Annotated in this window: 14 protein-coding genes; 6 read left to right on the forward strand and 8 right to left on the reverse strand. The window is 45.5% G+C overall.

The features are described from left to right. Nucleotides 1-263: 263 nt before the first annotated feature. The 6 genes from PsW74_RS22460 to PsW74_RS22470 all read left to right on the forward strand — a co-directional run bounded on the left by PsW74_RS22460 (nt 264) and on the right by PsW74_RS22470 (nt 4,381). Nucleotides 264-1,514 carry an SIR2 family protein gene (locus PsW74_RS22460; RefSeq protein WP_063289403.1) on the forward strand — a complete coding sequence of 417 codons (1,251 nt, stop codon included), beginning with the start codon at nt 264-266 and terminating at the stop codon, nt 1,512-1,514. Between the two features lie 3 nt (nt 1,515-1,517). Continuing rightward, the gene (locus PsW74_RS29150) at nt 1,518-1,817 is read left to right on the forward strand and encodes a hypothetical protein (protein WP_206599951.1); all 300 of its coding nucleotides are present in this window, start codon (nt 1,518-1,520) and stop codon (nt 1,815-1,817) included. Beyond that, the gene (locus tag PsW74_RS29155; protein WP_206599952.1) at nt 1,760-2,758 is read left to right on the forward strand and encodes an ATP-binding protein; all 999 of its coding nucleotides are present in this window, start codon (nt 1,760-1,762) and stop codon (nt 2,756-2,758) included. The genes PsW74_RS29150 and PsW74_RS29155 overlap by 58 nt, the downstream gene beginning before the upstream one ends. After that, complete coding sequence (locus tag PsW74_RS29160) at nt 2,755-3,537, forward strand: helicase HerA-like domain-containing protein (protein ID WP_206599953.1); 783 nt, start codon at nt 2,755-2,757, stop codon at nt 3,535-3,537. Before PsW74_RS29155 ends, PsW74_RS29160 begins: the two co-directional genes overlap by 4 nt. A gap of 13 nt (nt 3,538-3,550) precedes the next feature. Beyond that, nucleotides 3,551-3,709 carry a hypothetical protein gene (locus PsW74_RS28985; RefSeq protein WP_193775973.1) on the forward strand — a complete coding sequence of 53 codons (159 nt, stop codon included), beginning with the start codon at nt 3,551-3,553 and terminating at the stop codon, nt 3,707-3,709. Between the two features lie 237 nt (nt 3,710-3,946). Beyond that, on the forward strand, nt 3,947-4,381 hold the full coding sequence (locus PsW74_RS22470) for a hypothetical protein (protein ID WP_063289402.1): 435 nt from the start codon (nt 3,947-3,949) through the stop codon (nt 4,379-4,381). Between the two features lie 134 nt (nt 4,382-4,515). Here the strand turns inward: PsW74_RS22470 and mobF are convergent, their stop codons facing one another. From mobF to PsW74_RS22505, 8 genes are all read right to left on the reverse strand, one after another. After that, nucleotides 4,516-5,517, reverse strand: coding sequence for a MobF family relaxase (mobF, locus tag PsW74_RS22475; RefSeq protein ID WP_063289401.1), 1,002 nt, complete (start codon nt 5,515-5,517; stop codon nt 4,516-4,518). A gap of 157 nt (nt 5,518-5,674) precedes the next feature. Then, the gene (locus tag PsW74_RS22480) at nt 5,675-7,486 is read right to left on the reverse strand and encodes a type IV secretion system DNA-binding domain-containing protein (RefSeq protein WP_063289400.1); all 1,812 of its coding nucleotides are present in this window, start codon (nt 7,484-7,486) and stop codon (nt 5,675-5,677) included. A 75-nt stretch (nt 7,487-7,561) separates the two neighbouring features. Continuing rightward, nucleotides 7,562-8,050 (reverse strand): hypothetical protein, encoded by a 489-nt coding sequence (locus tag PsW74_RS22485; RefSeq protein ID WP_063289399.1) that lies wholly within the window; start codon nt 8,048-8,050, stop codon nt 7,562-7,564. Then, the gene (locus PsW74_RS22490; RefSeq protein ID WP_063289398.1) at nt 8,040-8,321 is read right to left on the reverse strand and encodes a hypothetical protein; all 282 of its coding nucleotides are present in this window, start codon (nt 8,319-8,321) and stop codon (nt 8,040-8,042) included. Before PsW74_RS22490 ends, PsW74_RS22485 begins: the two co-directional genes overlap by 11 nt. After that, nucleotides 8,314-8,523 carry a helix-turn-helix domain-containing protein gene (locus PsW74_RS28500; RefSeq protein ID WP_206599954.1) on the reverse strand — a complete coding sequence of 70 codons (210 nt, stop codon included), beginning with the start codon at nt 8,521-8,523 and terminating at the stop codon, nt 8,314-8,316. Before PsW74_RS28500 ends, PsW74_RS22490 begins: the two co-directional genes overlap by 8 nt. A gap of 89 nt (nt 8,524-8,612) precedes the next feature. After that, nucleotides 8,613-9,410, reverse strand: coding sequence for a hypothetical protein (locus tag PsW74_RS22495; RefSeq protein ID WP_063289397.1), 798 nt, complete (start codon nt 9,408-9,410; stop codon nt 8,613-8,615). Nucleotides 9,411-9,479: 69 nt separating this feature from the next. Then, complete coding sequence (locus tag PsW74_RS22500; RefSeq protein WP_063289396.1) at nt 9,480-10,640, reverse strand: site-specific integrase; 1,161 nt, start codon at nt 10,638-10,640, stop codon at nt 9,480-9,482. A gap of 1,806 nt (nt 10,641-12,446) precedes the next feature. Continuing rightward, nucleotides 12,447-13,577 (reverse strand): hypothetical protein, encoded by a 1,131-nt coding sequence (locus tag PsW74_RS22505; RefSeq protein WP_063289395.1) that lies wholly within the window; start codon nt 13,575-13,577, stop codon nt 12,447-12,449. Nucleotides 13,578-14,271: the final 694 nt, after the last annotated feature.

Below are 14,271 nucleotides of genomic sequence, written 5' to 3' on the forward strand. Positions count from 1 at the left end.
CGTCAGGCTCATAACCTGAAGGTCGTAGGTTCAAATCCTACCCCCGCAACCAAAATTTAACCGCTAACTCAATGAGTTAGCGGTTTTTTTGTGTCCAGATTTTGGAGGCTGGCGAATGCCGGTAAGCGCCGGGTAAGCATTTTTGAAAATCGCCTTTAAATACTCGCTGGGGACAACCTCTGAGGCTGTCTTATTTGAAGTGCATGTTAGGCAAATTTAGTTGAAATTGTAATGGTTGCAACTCTAAGGGTGTCTTGCTCCTCATGACCGACATCGAGCTACATAATCCAGACAAATTTATTTCCGATCTGCATCAGGTTTTGACACAAGGGAAGAAGAGAATTGGTCTTTTGATAGGAGTAGGGGCTCCTTTTGCGATTAAAGTAGACGATGAAAACAGGCCTAAATCGGATGGGAAACCTTTAATTCCAAATGTGGTTCAACTTACCCATAAAGTGTTTGAAGCGTTGTCTGAGGATGATCGTGCCGTTCTGTCTAATATAATTCCAGAGTTGGAAGAGGGCTATAATATTGAAACTGTTCTCACCAGAGTGAGGAGATTATCTGAGGCGATTGGGAACGCTGAGGTGTACGGTCTCAATGGAGCGGGTTATATGGCGCTAGCAGATCGTATCTGTTCTGCTATCGGAGGTTTTGTAGATGCTGAATTACCGCGCGATGTAGAAGGGCATGAATCGTACACAACGCCTTATACTAGGATTGTAAATTGGATAGCAGGAACTACTCGCAAGTATCCCGTAGAGATTTTTACGACAAATTACGATTTGCTTTTGGAGGAGGCATTTGAGCGAGCTAAGGTCCCCTTCTTTGATGGTTTTTCAGGTTCCTTTTTGCCGTTCTTCGACTCATCAAGCATAAACGACCCATCTTTGACACCTAGTTGGTCGCGTCTATGGAAGATACATGGGTCTCTGGGGTGGAGAGCATCCGGTGATAGCGTAGTGAGGACTGGTACAAGAGAAGCGTCAAGCCTCATTTGTCCAGAGCACCTGAAATACGACCAGATATCAATGCAGCCTTATTCTTCCTTGTTTGAGCGTATGAGGCGGTTTTTGTGTCAGCCGGATACGGTCTTGCTGTGTTCTGGATTTTCATTTCTCGATAAGCATATCACTGCTGTTTTTGATGAAGCGTTGCGGGAGAATCCACATTGTACGGTCATAGCGCTCCAATATAAGAAATTACGTGACGAGGAAGGAGCTTCGGCCCTGGCTATGAAAAGGTCAAATTTTCAAGTTTACGCGAGTGATGGCGCGATTATCAATGCTAGTCGCGGCGCTTGGAGGTTAGGTGACCTCCCAACGCCTGAGTGGGAGAGTATTAGAAAGACTTATTGGGATCATAAGCAAACAGAAGGTAGTTTTTTGCTTGGAGACTTTGTGTCGATGGCGAGTTTTCTCTCATACTCAGATGCCAATGAACTGATAAGGCAAGAGATTACATCAAAGCAGCCTGCTGTAGTCGGCGATCTTGTCGATGCTGTTGGGGAATAAACGATGCTAGTAACTGATCCAACTTTTCTGGGAGAAATTGCGTCCGTATCCGGTTCTGCCGTTGCGATTTTTCTTGCTAGCTCTGTAGGTTCTGGTTTGCCGATAATTGGGGGGCGAGTTTATAAAACCGGGCAAGTTGGAAGTTTTGTTCGTATACCGCAAGGGTATCAAGATCTGTATGGAGTCGTTACAGAGGTTGGGGCTAAGGCTGTTCCAAACGAAGTTGATGATGAAAACACCGGTCGGTGGATACAAGTTCAGCTTGTGGGGGAAGCTTTGGGGGCGTATTCGAGAGAGGAATAAGCCAGTATCCCAATATTGGTGATGCGGTACATCTGACAACAGAACATGATCTTGAACGCATTTATAAGCCTGCAAAGGTTGGGCAAATTAGCATTGGGAGTCTGTCCTCTGCGGAGAATATTCCAGCGAAAATTTCGCTGAACGAGCTAGTAACTAGACATTCTGCAATTCTAGGATCAACAGGGTCCGGGAAATCAACGAGTGTTGCCAGTTTACTAAGATCAATAGCCGAAGGTGAGCCCTATGGCCTTTACCTAAATGCGCGCATTGTGCTGTTGGATATTCACGGAGAGTATTCGAAGGCACTTTTTGATATTGCGAGAGTATTTTCTGTTGATCCACGTTTAGGAGAGCAGCAACTAAACATTCCATTTTGGGCTTTGGAGTTTAGCCACTTGATGGAGTTTTTGCTTGGTGGCGTGAATGACGCGCAAGAAATTCCATTTATTGAGAAAGTTCTCGAACTCAAAACTGCAAGCTTCGACAGAGAGAAATATGCCGGAATCGCGCGCGCCTCTATCACTGTTGATACGCCGATCCCCTTTTCACTTGCGCAGTTATGGTATGACTTAATTGATGAGGAGGTGAAGACGGTCACTGGCCAAGCGCGCGACGAGCCTGCTCTCGAAGCTGCTGGAAACCCCAATGATCTAACGCTCCCACGTTACACACCACATGCGATAGGAGCTAAAGGCCCGTACATCAATCCAAGAGCACGTGGAGTTCGCCGGCAGTTAGACACACTCAGGTCGAGGTTACTGGACCGTCGGTATGACTTTCTACTGCATCCCAGTGGTTGGGAACCTTCTTTAGCTGGTAAAACAGAGCGTGATCTTGATGCCCTTTTGGCTGGTTGGCTAGGTACTGATAAGCCCATTACATATTGGATCTTTCGGCAGCGCCAAGTTCTGTTCTTGATCTTTTGGTGGGTGTTATTTTGAAGTTGACATATGATGCGCTGTTTTGGGGGCGTGAAAAGACAGAGGGTGGAGCGCAAAGACCCGCGCTTATCGTCATGGAAGAGGCTCACAGGTACCTTTCCGGCGATAGCAAAGGGCTTGCAACTGAGATTGCGAACAAGATTGCGAAAGAAGGGCGTAAGTACGGAATTGGAGGGATGGTGGTGAGCCAGCGCCCTTCTGAGGTAGATGAGACTATACTAGCGCAATGCGGCACCATATTTGCATTGCGCTTAGCCAATCCGCAGGACCGGCAGCGAGTGCAGGGCGCGCTTCCTGATGGCCTTTCTACGCTTTTGGACGCCCTCCCTACATTACGAACGGGCGAAGCTATAGTAATGGGAGAGGCAGCGAAGCTACCCATGCGTTGCCGCATAAAGTTGCCACGTAAAGATCAGAGGCCGGATAGCGAAGATCCTGACGTCACAGAGCGTTGGACGGCTCTTCCAGTTGATGAAAGCTATGAACGTGTTGTTGCTTCTTGGCGCGCGCAAAGCCCTCGTGCAATCGTCAATCGAATTAATTTCCAACGGCAAGAGGTGGAAGATATGGATCGCGAGCAAGTAGCATCGAGCAATGTGAGATCGATAGGATATGACGAACCGTCTCAAACCCTAGAGGTAGAGTTTCATAGTGGTGCGATCTACCAATACTTTAATGTTTCACAATTGATCTATGACCAGTTAATGGCGGCTCCGTCTAAAGGTCGCTTCCTGAACTATGAAATAAAGAACGCCTACCCATATTCTCGAGTTGGCTGATAGTGGAGTTATAATGCAAAGTAATACTGCGAAAGGAACGGAATACGAGAAGTTCGTTCAAGCGATTTATCAAGAAATTGTAGATAATTCAGGCGTTGAGAATATTGAAGTTAAGCATAATGTAAGCCTTGGTGGCAGATCAGGTGCCGATCACCAAATTGATATTTTCTGAAAGTTTAGGGCTGCAGGACAAACTTACCTTACGGCAATTGAATGTAAATCTTTTAATCAAAGCATTTCGATTGGAAGAATTAGAGATTATTATGGTGCGCTGCTAGATATTGGCGATATCAAAGGTATTTTTGCTACTACCAAGGACTATCAAAGCGGTGCGAAAACCTATGCCGATTTCTATGGCATTGATTTACAATTGGTGCGTCAACCCATCGATGATGATTGGAAAGGGAGTGTGCGTGATGTTTACATAAACCTTATTGTTCCTCAAAAGACGCCAACAGGCATTGATCTTATACTGAGTAAGCACGCCAAGGAAAATAATGAAGACACCAAATCAACTTTACTAGGTGTCATGACAGATGAGCCAATTATATTCGAAAGTAATGGACGAAATTATAGCCTTGATGATCTTTTGCAGATGACACCGGACACCAAACAGTCGAAGCAAGGATGTAAGTACAAAATCGATCTTCTTGATCATGTTCTTAGGGTAAAAGACAAAGACATACAGATTGATGGCGTCGTGCTATCATATGACGTAGAGGTGGATCAAGAACAAGTACACCTTAGCGGAGCTGATCTCGTGAAAGCTATTGTAAAAGATGCTCAATCAGGTGAGACCAAGTACGTGAAAACAGATACAGAGGTCCGCCAACCTCGGCGATAAGGATAGTGAGAAATCTTGGTTTAATTTAGCTTATGAGCGTGTTTTCCAATATCAATTTTTACATTTAAAAAATGATTCACACCCCATGCACCTGAAGGTGCATTTCGGGGTTCGTTCTGAGTACCTAACTGTAATCATTGATGTAATCGTGTCTTTTGGTTGTATAACAGCTGTTGAGGCTCTGTGTTCTGCTCGTTGTGATGTTCGAGCTGTTCTATATGGGAGTTTTGGCGACGCGCGATTGAGGCGGTTAGTCTTCTATATACGGCCCGGAGCAACTTGACTGCCGAATTGAGGGGCATCTGCGCTGCTCCTTCCATCGCGAGATTGCGGATGCGATCAACAGCTTCTCTCAAACGCTGGCGTGGAGTGGCAGTGATGATATGGTGTTGCTCTTCTGATTGCTCAGGTGTGATCGCTGGTATGGATAGGTTGAGGAACTCTGCTTGTCGCTTCCAAGTTTTCTGAAGCTCAGCGAGAGGCATTTGAGTTTTCTTGCGGCGGGTCATTAGAGAAATGCGTTCAAATTGCCGAGCGGTCGTCGCATTACTTTGCTCAGCGAGCTTTAGGATCTCTTGCCGTCGTTTCGAATAGTGTATCTCGGTTTCTCGGGTGATCCCACTAATTTCGATTGTCTCATTTAAATGGTTGGTTTGAAGTCCGAGTGCTTTGAGTTGTGCTGTGAGATTTTCACGATATCGATGCCCTATTTGCTTCTGGGCGTTGTAGATTGGTTTAGAAAGAATAGCGCCCCAAGTTCCGTCTTGGCGTTGGCCGATATTGAAAATGTAACAATGGGTGTGCAGCTGAGGGTCGAGATCTCGGCTTGTGAAGTGTTGGAAAGAAGCCACGACGACGCCTGCAACATTCTCTTTGATGCGGCCACCTTTGCCGCGCCTGCAAATGGCGTATTGTTCTTCTACCCATTTTAATGTTTCTGCTACAGCCTTCTGGTGGCAGAGGAGTACCTGATGGCGTTGAGTATCATCAGATAAGGCCCAAAGAACGCTACAGGCCTTCGGAGCTGATAACACAAGATCATGTCCAGCAATGTGGCTCTTGTTCTTTCCTCCCACCGAAACGAGGCGCTCTTGCGTGTGAGGGTGGAGGCCATGTAGGAGGTTTGCAAAGTGCACTGGAGATAACTCCCTCCAGTTCCAGTGTTTCAGCAGCCCGCCCTATCCAAACTCTAGCTTGCTCCGAGTTCTGCGTGTAGTAGGGTTCTTCCTTGAGGTGAATGTAGTACTGCGCGGCAGCTTGTGCATTTCCTCTAGCCGCAATAGTCGCCACCATCTATTTCGCCTTGTTTTGAAGCAAAGACTTAAGCCCGTCGGCATTGACTTTTTTCGCAACTCTTCGCTTCCTGTTATGGGAAGGCCGCTTCTGGCTGTTCGGAACAGGTTTATCGTCAGTAAGAGGTGCTTTGGGCTTCAGTTTTAGGGGAATATGCGGAGCGCGCAATTCGGGTAAGGCGATGAATTTGTTTCGAAGCAGATAGGTGTTTTGATCGATGCCGAAAAGTAAGAAGTTAAAGCCTTCGTCATCAACCTGCAATTTTTCTAGTAGCTTGTTAGGCGTTATAATTTGCTCAGTTTTCTTAACCCATTGCTTTGATGTTGTGTTCCCATTGGGGCCTTGGCTGTAGGAGATTTGCAGGGTCTCAATTTCCTTTGTGCCAATGAACTTCGAGATTTCGTCATTGGAAGGGCCGGACCCCAATCTGCAGACAATGTGTGTCCCGATAGTCGAGGGCCACCCAGACGCCACGTGTTGACCATAGACTTCTTTGAGCTGGCCAACGTCCTGAATGACCAAAGCCACACATAGACCCTTCGAACGTCCCATGTTTACGGCTGCGGCCAAGCCTTGCATTTTTGGCAAGTTACCAAACTCATCGAGAGCAATGTTCAGGGATTTCTTTCGAGACTCTGGCATTTCTGGGCTGGCAATGTACCCGCCCAGCAAGGAGGAAAACGCCGCGACCCACGCTGCTGAGATTTTGTTGCTTTTCTCATTCCAGCCAAGGATGACGAGATTGCGTTTTCTTTTTCCTCCTCGCAGCCAATCTTTGGCAGAAAATTGCGGAGTGCCCTCAGGCCATGCTTGCGAAAGTACGCGAACGACTTTGAGTTTTGAAGAAATCGTCGACAGCACATCCATGGTTGATGAGCGGGTGTCTCCTTCGAAAAGAGATGATGAATGGGGGTAGTAGTAACAGCAGATTTTCTCAATCTCAGCAGGCCCAAGGCATGTTACTGCATATAGGTCGCGCCAGCTCCACTGACGTGGAGTTTCTGTCTGGAGTTTCAGAATGATACCAACGAGAATAGATTGTGCTGCCTCCGGGAAAAATGGGTTGTTCTGAGTTTCTGGAATAAGGTGTGCGGCGAGTTCATTGGCGTCGGCTTCATCAACGCAATCCCTTCCAATAACCCATTCAAAAGACCTGGCATCACCGGGGTTCAAAAGCACTGGTTCTGATCTAGAGCCACTAACGCCGAGCTGACTCATCAATGAACCTTTGAGATCAAGAACGACTATTGGTTCTTCTCGTTCCAGCCATCCGAGGACTATCCTCAACATAATCTGTGTTTTCCCACTGCCCGTGCCCCCTCGAATGAGAAAATGGCGGAGATCATGGTTTGCGCTAAGTGAAACACCTTCTGAGATTTCAATCCCATTACCGTACTTTCTCAATTGCTTTTTGAGCGATCTAGATAGCTTTGTGACTGCCTGCTGAAACTCAAATAGTTGCCCTCCTGATAAATGCCGAAAGGTGATGGGTTCGCTATCCCAAATCAGGAACGCTACGAATAAGAAGCATAAAGCAGCCGCAAAAATTGGCCCTTCAATCAGATAGGCGCGGGTTAAAAACTCCTGAATGAGACCTGCATTGGTAATTTGGCTTTGGCAAGTTAACCAATTCTCGGCAGATCCAGAATGGAAGCTCGATGAGGCGTGGTAGAGTAAGCACTTCAGGATGTAAGGGGTTGGGGCTAGAGTAAATTGCTCATTGCTACCAACATGGAAATAGAAACCAATAGCGTAGGCTGCTGCTGCAAAGACGAGCGCGATTGTACCCCCAATCAGAAGACGGGAAGTCATAGGAAGCTCCAAGTTTTAAAGAGAATAACTTGATGGTACGCAGGCTCATTAAGTGAGCCTGCGTGGGGTCGGAGACTATGCTGCGACTTTGTATTGCTCGAGCATTAACTCTTTAAGCTTAGCTGGGATTTCGAGACTTTCGAAAAAAGCCTTTGCCTCTGGGGCGTAGTTTGCCGGGTCAAAGTCTTGCATTTTCAGATAGAGTTCATCGAGGCGCATCTCATCAAATCCCGGATGAGGATTGCCTTCAGGGCGAAGGTGCTCCAGTACTGGGGCTGGTGGGTTGGGCTTGTAAAGTATGTTGGTGACAAAGTAATACTGGTTGATGATGTGGCGATGTAGTGCTCCTTGTGCTCGGAGCTTTGGGTCTGGATGCGTTTCAATACCCCAAAAATAGTAGTCACCTACATCGTCACCGTCTGGAACGGCAGCCCAATGTCCATATTCTCCAAAGAAGTCTCGATGAATACCTTTCAAACACTCTTCCAGAGATGGTGAATGGTCGAAACCTGCAATCTCAAGAGCCATTGAAAGTACAGTTGTTGTTGGTGCGTTAGCCTGCATGATTGGTATCCTTATTTGTGAAATCATTAAGTAAATCTGCGACTGCTACTGTGACTTTGATTAGCTCTGTGAGCATTTGTGCAATCTCTGCTTGGGATTGCCTCAGTAGCTTTAAATCTTTGCCGCAGCTATTTTCTTGAGATTTGTCCGTTCCTTGGATGAGCAACTGACGGGCAGCCACGGACTTTGAAACGCCGATAGCATCGGCGTAAGTCTGAAGCTTTGTATCGAGTGCTGAGGGAAGGCGGATTGAAATAGAGCTGCTACTCATCGGTAGGAGCTCGTGAGGCTGTGTGGTTCAGCTTGCGTGCTTTCAGGAACGCATCTAGGTCGCTTTGGGAATAATATACCCGTGAACCTAGTTTTGAGTAGGAAGGCCCGCCACCGACAGACCTCCATTTCGCCAAGGTTGCATGACTAAGCTGCAGGTATTCTGCAGACTGCCTTGGCTTCAAGTAATTGGGATTTTTCAAAATGTGTCCTCCATGTGTTGCAGTGACATGGAGAGCGTGGCAAATAAAAACGCATCAATTAATAGGAATATAATTGGCGCGAATAATATTTATGTTCCTTTTTGTTTTTCACTCTTTTTGTTCTCTCTGATGATCCTGTTGACATAACCTTCGCTGAGGAGATCGGGGAATTTCTTTTTCCTCGCTTCCCCTATTAGGAACTTTGCTTCATTCGTTTCTGGAGGTATGCCGTCGCGAAGTCGTGTTAAATGTAGCTCACGAATAAAAGCCGTTGCGGCTTTCCCCGGAGATCCTACTTTTTTGGGCAGTTGATCACGATCTGGAATATCGTTGTTTCGATAGGTTAAGGAATCGTTGTAAGCTTTAAGCGCGGCATCCCAAAGGATTTGTTTTTCTTTTGGTGGGGTTCGGAGGTTTTTTAGTAAAGCGGTGCTTGCGGGATTGTAGCTAGTTGCATGAATTTTATGTAATTCCTCGAAGATGCTGATGAAGTTAATATGAGGTATTTTCTCCCTATCGAAAAAACCTTCCTCGTCGAGTACCGCATCTCTAAGAGAGCTTGAATAGTCAAGTTTATGGACAAGTTGGCCGAAGACAAACATGCGCGTGAAATTCATTGGACCAATGTTTGGGTTATTGGGCTCGTCCTTAGGTTCAAGTTTCAACTGCACTTCATAGTCACGCAAAGTGTCTTCATAATTTAAGCCTATCGTTTTTTCGTCTGTGACACCTTCCCAAAGAAGCTTGAGAACTAAGTCAAACCAATCATCCGGGGTTTGGAATTTTGTTTTTTGCTGTAGCAAAACAGCGAGCCCCCATAAGGTTTCGCTAACGAACATTTGCCTTGGAAAAGGGTGTCCTTTGGAAAGGTGGGTGCTATTGGTCACGGGGTGATTCTCCGTACTGTTAAATCCAATACATCACGCCAGATTGTAAACTCGCTTATAAAAATATATCTAAATATTTAAATAACTTATTGTTTTTTCACTCTGTTCTTGTACGAAGTCATTGCTTAATTTAGCGTATCGTTGGGTGCTTTGAATGGATGCGTGTCCGAGGAGTTTGCCGATAGCTTGCAGAGAAATTCCTTGGTTCGCGGCTGCCGATGCGAAGGTATGGCGCAGGTCATGGATGCGAACATCAGTGAGTTCAGCTCGTATGAGAATCCGAAGCCAAGGTTTCCTTAGATTTATTATGTGGCCGTGTTCACCTGCGCCCGGAAACATGAATTTCCCCTTCTCTTCCAGAGCGTGAATTTTAAGAAGTTCGGTTGCTGCTGGTGTGTTTAGTGGGATGTATTTTGCCCCATCCTGATCGGTTTTGTGATCGTCCAAGCGCAACCGTTTTTCCTGAAACTCCACCTGATCCCATGATAATGAGCAGATTTCTCCCAATCTGCAGCCAGTGAATAGCAGAAGACGGAGAACGGATGCGGCCTGCCATGTGATCGTCTGGTCCTCTTGGCACTCGTCGATTGCATTTAAGAGCTGGCTAATCTCTGCGGGGCTTAGAAAGCGCTCTTTTTGCTTTTCTGGGAAGGGGCGTACCCGAACTGTTGGGTTGCTGCCTTGCGAGATGATTTCCCAATCTTCGGCTTTATTGAAGATCGTGCGCAGGAGGCCGAGAGAGCGGTTGGCGTTGTACTTGGTTTCCGACAGAGAGCTATGAAACGCTTGAATGTCTGATCGCGTAATTTCAATTGTTTTCTTCTGCCCCAAGCGTGGCATGATGAATTTGTTGAGCAGCCACTCATAGGAAGCGATGGTGCTATTCTTGCATCGTTTCTTTGAATGCTCAGTCATGAACCGCTGGCAGGTGCCTTTGAAGGTTGGAGAGGATTTCTTTGATTTAGCATCTTCTACCGGATCTATACCATTAGCTGCTTTTGCGAGGTTATCGCGAGCTATTTTCCTTGCTTGATCGAGTGTGATGACGTCGGTTCTGCCAAGAGTCATGCGACGGGAGCGACCGAACTCGTTCCGATATTGCAGAATGTAGGACTTGCGTCCACTTGGCTTTACTCTGACTCCAAAACCGGGAAGGGCTTCTTCCCAGATGTAAATGTCTTTTTCTGCTGGCTGAAGGGCAGCAATGGAGGACTTGGTGATTTTATGCATCTGGTAAGCTCACGGTAAGCGGACAGCGGTAAAGGTAAGCAAATTTGGTATAATGCTATGGTCGCTATAAGCTCCGTGGATGTCAATAACATACTGATAAATAAATGTATATCTACATCAGTCTATCTTTATCTATCTCGGTATAATGCTCGAAAATAGATCTCATAACCTGAAGGTCTTAGGTTCAAATCCTACCCCCGCAACCAAAGATACAAACCCGTTATCACCTAGATGACGGGTTTTTTGTTGTCTAAATTTTGAAACGCGATAACTCCGGTTACCGCACCCTAGCGCTCATCTTTAAATGACTTGTCGCCATAGATGAAGCGGCTGACTTAGAGCCTGGCGCTAGTTAGCATGCTTGGCAATGCAGACTAGGAGCATAATCTCTCCCGGGTTTGGCAGACTGCTCAAACGGCAATTGATACGATAGATTACGCCAAACGCCTTGGTACCGGATGTGTAAATCACCTTGGCTGTACCGTTGGTGTTACTTCAGGGGCGATTAGCTTTTTTTAAAGCACTGACGAGTTGGCACAACTTAGGTATCCTTATACGAGATCCGAGTGATGCCTAACGTTCAAGCTTTTGCATTGAAATCTTGTAGACCACACCAACACATCCCAAGGATGGTAAGATGAGCAGGCTCTGGACGGATACACGTTAGAAAGCGCTCAAAGGCAGTGGCAGGAAAAACATTTGAAAACTTAAGGTTAGCGGCGGTCTTAGTCCTGAAAAATGTTCTGCTTAAGCCAGGCAACTATGGAGAAACTAGACCAATTCTTTCATATGCTACAAAGGCGAGCTATTTCCTGCTCAGGCGAAGTTTTTCGATCCATTTTTTAATGCTTCTGAAATTTTACACCATGCAAGCGGTTCCACAAGGCCGTCTTACCGTACTTTTGTCTGATCACTTTCCCTATGAGTCTTTAGCGTGAGTGTCCTGTGAAAACAGCCTAACAGTGGTGGCCATGCTTATCTATCCTATAAGCAAGTTTCATCAGAAGGGATTTATCTGATGAAGGACAGCGCAGAACGATGCTGGAGTGACGCCGACAAGCGTGTAATCTGTCAAGACGCGATTGAAAGAACTGACGCTGTCGCCCATGCTGCCAAGGGGCTCAGTATAAGAAAAGCCCGGCTTGATTACTAGTTGAAAGACCAGCGTTTCAATCTCACTCTTGAAGAGACAGGCATAAGCCTATCAAAGGCTGGGTTCATCTTTGTCAGTGTAACGGAAGAGAATATACTTCAATCACTTGAAGTGAGTTGTGAGTTATTTTCAGATTAGACGGCCCTACTTCGCCTTGAGATCCACCGTATGTGCGGGCATTAAGTTTTTTGAGCGGTTCTGTCAGCCCTGAAGTAATAGCTCAGGTTGAGCACGAACTTATCTGGATAACGGGTCTCCAGAGTTGAGCAAAATACGAGCGGACGCGCAATGAAGCCTATGGCTCTGCGAAGAAAAACGACCTCTTCCTAGGCTCAGAAGGTGACGGTAAAGCTGCGGCAAACGCCTGTACTCTAAGTGAGGCTGCCAAACTCAACAACAGCGATCTTCAGGCAGGACTCACGCGGATTTCTGCCCAAATCGCTGAGTATTAGACCGCTCGGTTAAGCGAGATTATGGCATGATGTCATGCTGTAATAGTAACGTAACTGAAGTTACTCCAGAGGAACAGGACCAGTCACCGGACGCTCACACACCAAACAATCCCGTGGTAATCTGAGCGCCCACCTGCGTCAGAGGCCATCGTGCTGACGGACGAAAGGGCCAATGATGCACTAACTTCCAATCTGGACCACTCAACAGTGTTTTTCAAATTCACTGAATGGAATGATATGAGGCTGTTTTGTATTTTTATCAATTCTGATATTTTTAGAATATAGGCCAACAAATGCGCCATAAACGTCTTGGGCGGTGAGTTGGTTGGATCTCCTGTCAATTTCACCATAGAAGTCATGTGTAAAACCCCAATGGCTAAAGAAAGAGACCCCCGCTGTGTACACAGTACAGCCGAGCATTGCAGCTTCTAGACCTGCTCCTGATGTGTTAACTAGTATGCGCCTAAAACGACAACAAAGATGTTCAAAAGATACGTCGGACGGAATTAAGAATACATTGAACTCGTCTGCAATTTGCATTGTTTCAGCTTCGGAAGATTCGTGAGGGTGTTGCTTATAATATAGTGGTGTGTTAGGAAATTTTTCTTTTGCCAATTTCACAAGATCAAAATTTGAACGTGCTAGCGTAAATGTATAAACAGTTGATGCATCTCCAATTACTTGACCAGCAATAAGTACAGCAGTCGGATCTGGTGTTATATCAAAGTACTTGTCAAATTCTGGATATTTTTGAAGCCCCTTGAGTTGCCGATCTGTTAGAAACTTTCTGATGGCAGGATCATTTATCCAGAACCCACTAGGAAGTGAATCTAACAGTGTCTCCAACTCTGTGGACTGACGCCCATCATAATAAATTCCATGATTATCGGAAACGTATGAAAAGAACCCGTTTTGGGGCTTGTGTGCATTCGGACCAAAGATGCCAATTTCAATCCGTTTTATAGCGGGAGTTTGGGGTAGTATTAATCCCCACTCCTTATCTGCACAGCCCTTGATGTATATAACGACACCATTATTGCTCGCATTGGCAAATAACCAATCTAGAACTTTAGCGATATGTTTCTGAAGCTTAATTGGTCTTTTATTCAACTTATGAATTCTTGCGCTTAGTAGCAATTTTCTTTCAGGAATTTCCGCATGAATAATGAGTTTTTCATGTTTTGAGACTGACAAGGCAATTACCGTTCTTATTCGTAATATACTCAATAAGATTGAAAGAGATGCAATGTGGAAAAGACAAATTATGTCCCAAAAGAAGCGCAAACGACCAATGGTTCCTATTACCTCGTACTCTACTTTTTTTGACGCCATTTTCGTTTTCGCCTACACTAACCAACCTTATTTATTCTGGCACATAATATCTTTGGATTAATTCCGCCAGACATTAAACCGAATTAAATGATGATTTGCCCTGTCTTAAGAATTCTTTTGTCAGTGTTGATCCAGTTTTAGTAATCAGCGTATGTCAGAGTTGTGATCTTTGAAATATGCGATGCAGTGCATTTAGTAGCCCATTTGAACAGCTTTTTTAAGCGTTAGCCTCGTATGTAAGAAATGCGATGTTGAAGGTGCTACAAGTATAGATCAAATGCCGTCGGAGTTTTCCTTTAATTATGTCGTTTAATTATTGTTTTTGGGATAAATATTTTAATACGCATTAGATATTCTCGAATTATTATATTTTATATAATTTAAAATATGCCCTGCATAATAAGTTATTGAACCAATTATTCTTTATTTTTTTAATAAATTTATATAGGCCTGTGTTCCAACAGTATACATTAGGCAGCGGCCATAGGTCGCAATTGTTTTTGAGAGGGACTATTAGTGGCTTTGAGTAGTGGAGTGTTTTGGCTCATGGTCACGACGATAGGAGTGAGCGATGGAGCAAGTCGCAAGCACTGCCAGCGCTACAGCGGGAAGACGGTGAAAGACATTCGGCGCAAGACCCGCAAGCGCTATTCCACCGAAGACAAGATCTGTATCGTTCCTACCGGACTATGCA

The organism is Pseudovibrio sp. W74 (assembly GCF_001623085.1).
In the GTDB taxonomy this organism is placed as follows: domain Bacteria; phylum Pseudomonadota; class Alphaproteobacteria; order Rhizobiales; family Stappiaceae; genus Pseudovibrio.

Excerpts from the sequence above, each read along its gene's own strand:
- PsW74_RS22460 (WP_063289403.1), top strand. The coding sequence starts at position 264 with ATGACCGACATCGAGCTACATAATCCAGACAAATTTATTTCCGATCTG.
- PsW74_RS29150 (WP_206599951.1), top strand. The coding sequence starts at position 1,518 with ATGCTAGTAACTGATCCAACTTTTCTGGGAGAAATTGCGTCCGTATCC.
- PsW74_RS28985 (WP_193775973.1), top strand. The coding sequence starts at position 3,551 with ATGCAAAGTAATACTGCGAAAGGAACGGAATACGAGAAGTTCGTTCAA.
- PsW74_RS22480 (WP_063289400.1), bottom strand. The coding sequence starts at position 7,486 with ATGACTTCCCGTCTTCTGATTGGGGGTACAATCGCGCTCGTCTTTGCA.
- PsW74_RS22485 (WP_063289399.1), bottom strand. The coding sequence starts at position 8,050 with ATGCAGGCTAACGCACCAACAACAACTGTACTTTCAATGGCTCTTGAG.
- PsW74_RS22490 (WP_063289398.1), bottom strand. The coding sequence starts at position 8,321 with ATGAGTAGCAGCTCTATTTCAATCCGCCTTCCCTCAGCACTCGATACA.
- PsW74_RS22500 (WP_063289396.1), bottom strand. The coding sequence starts at position 10,640 with ATGCATAAAATCACCAAGTCCTCCATTGCTGCCCTTCAGCCAGCAGAA.
- PsW74_RS22505 (WP_063289395.1), bottom strand. The coding sequence starts at position 13,577 with ATGGCGTCAAAAAAAGTAGAGTACGAGGTAATAGGAACCATTGGTCGT.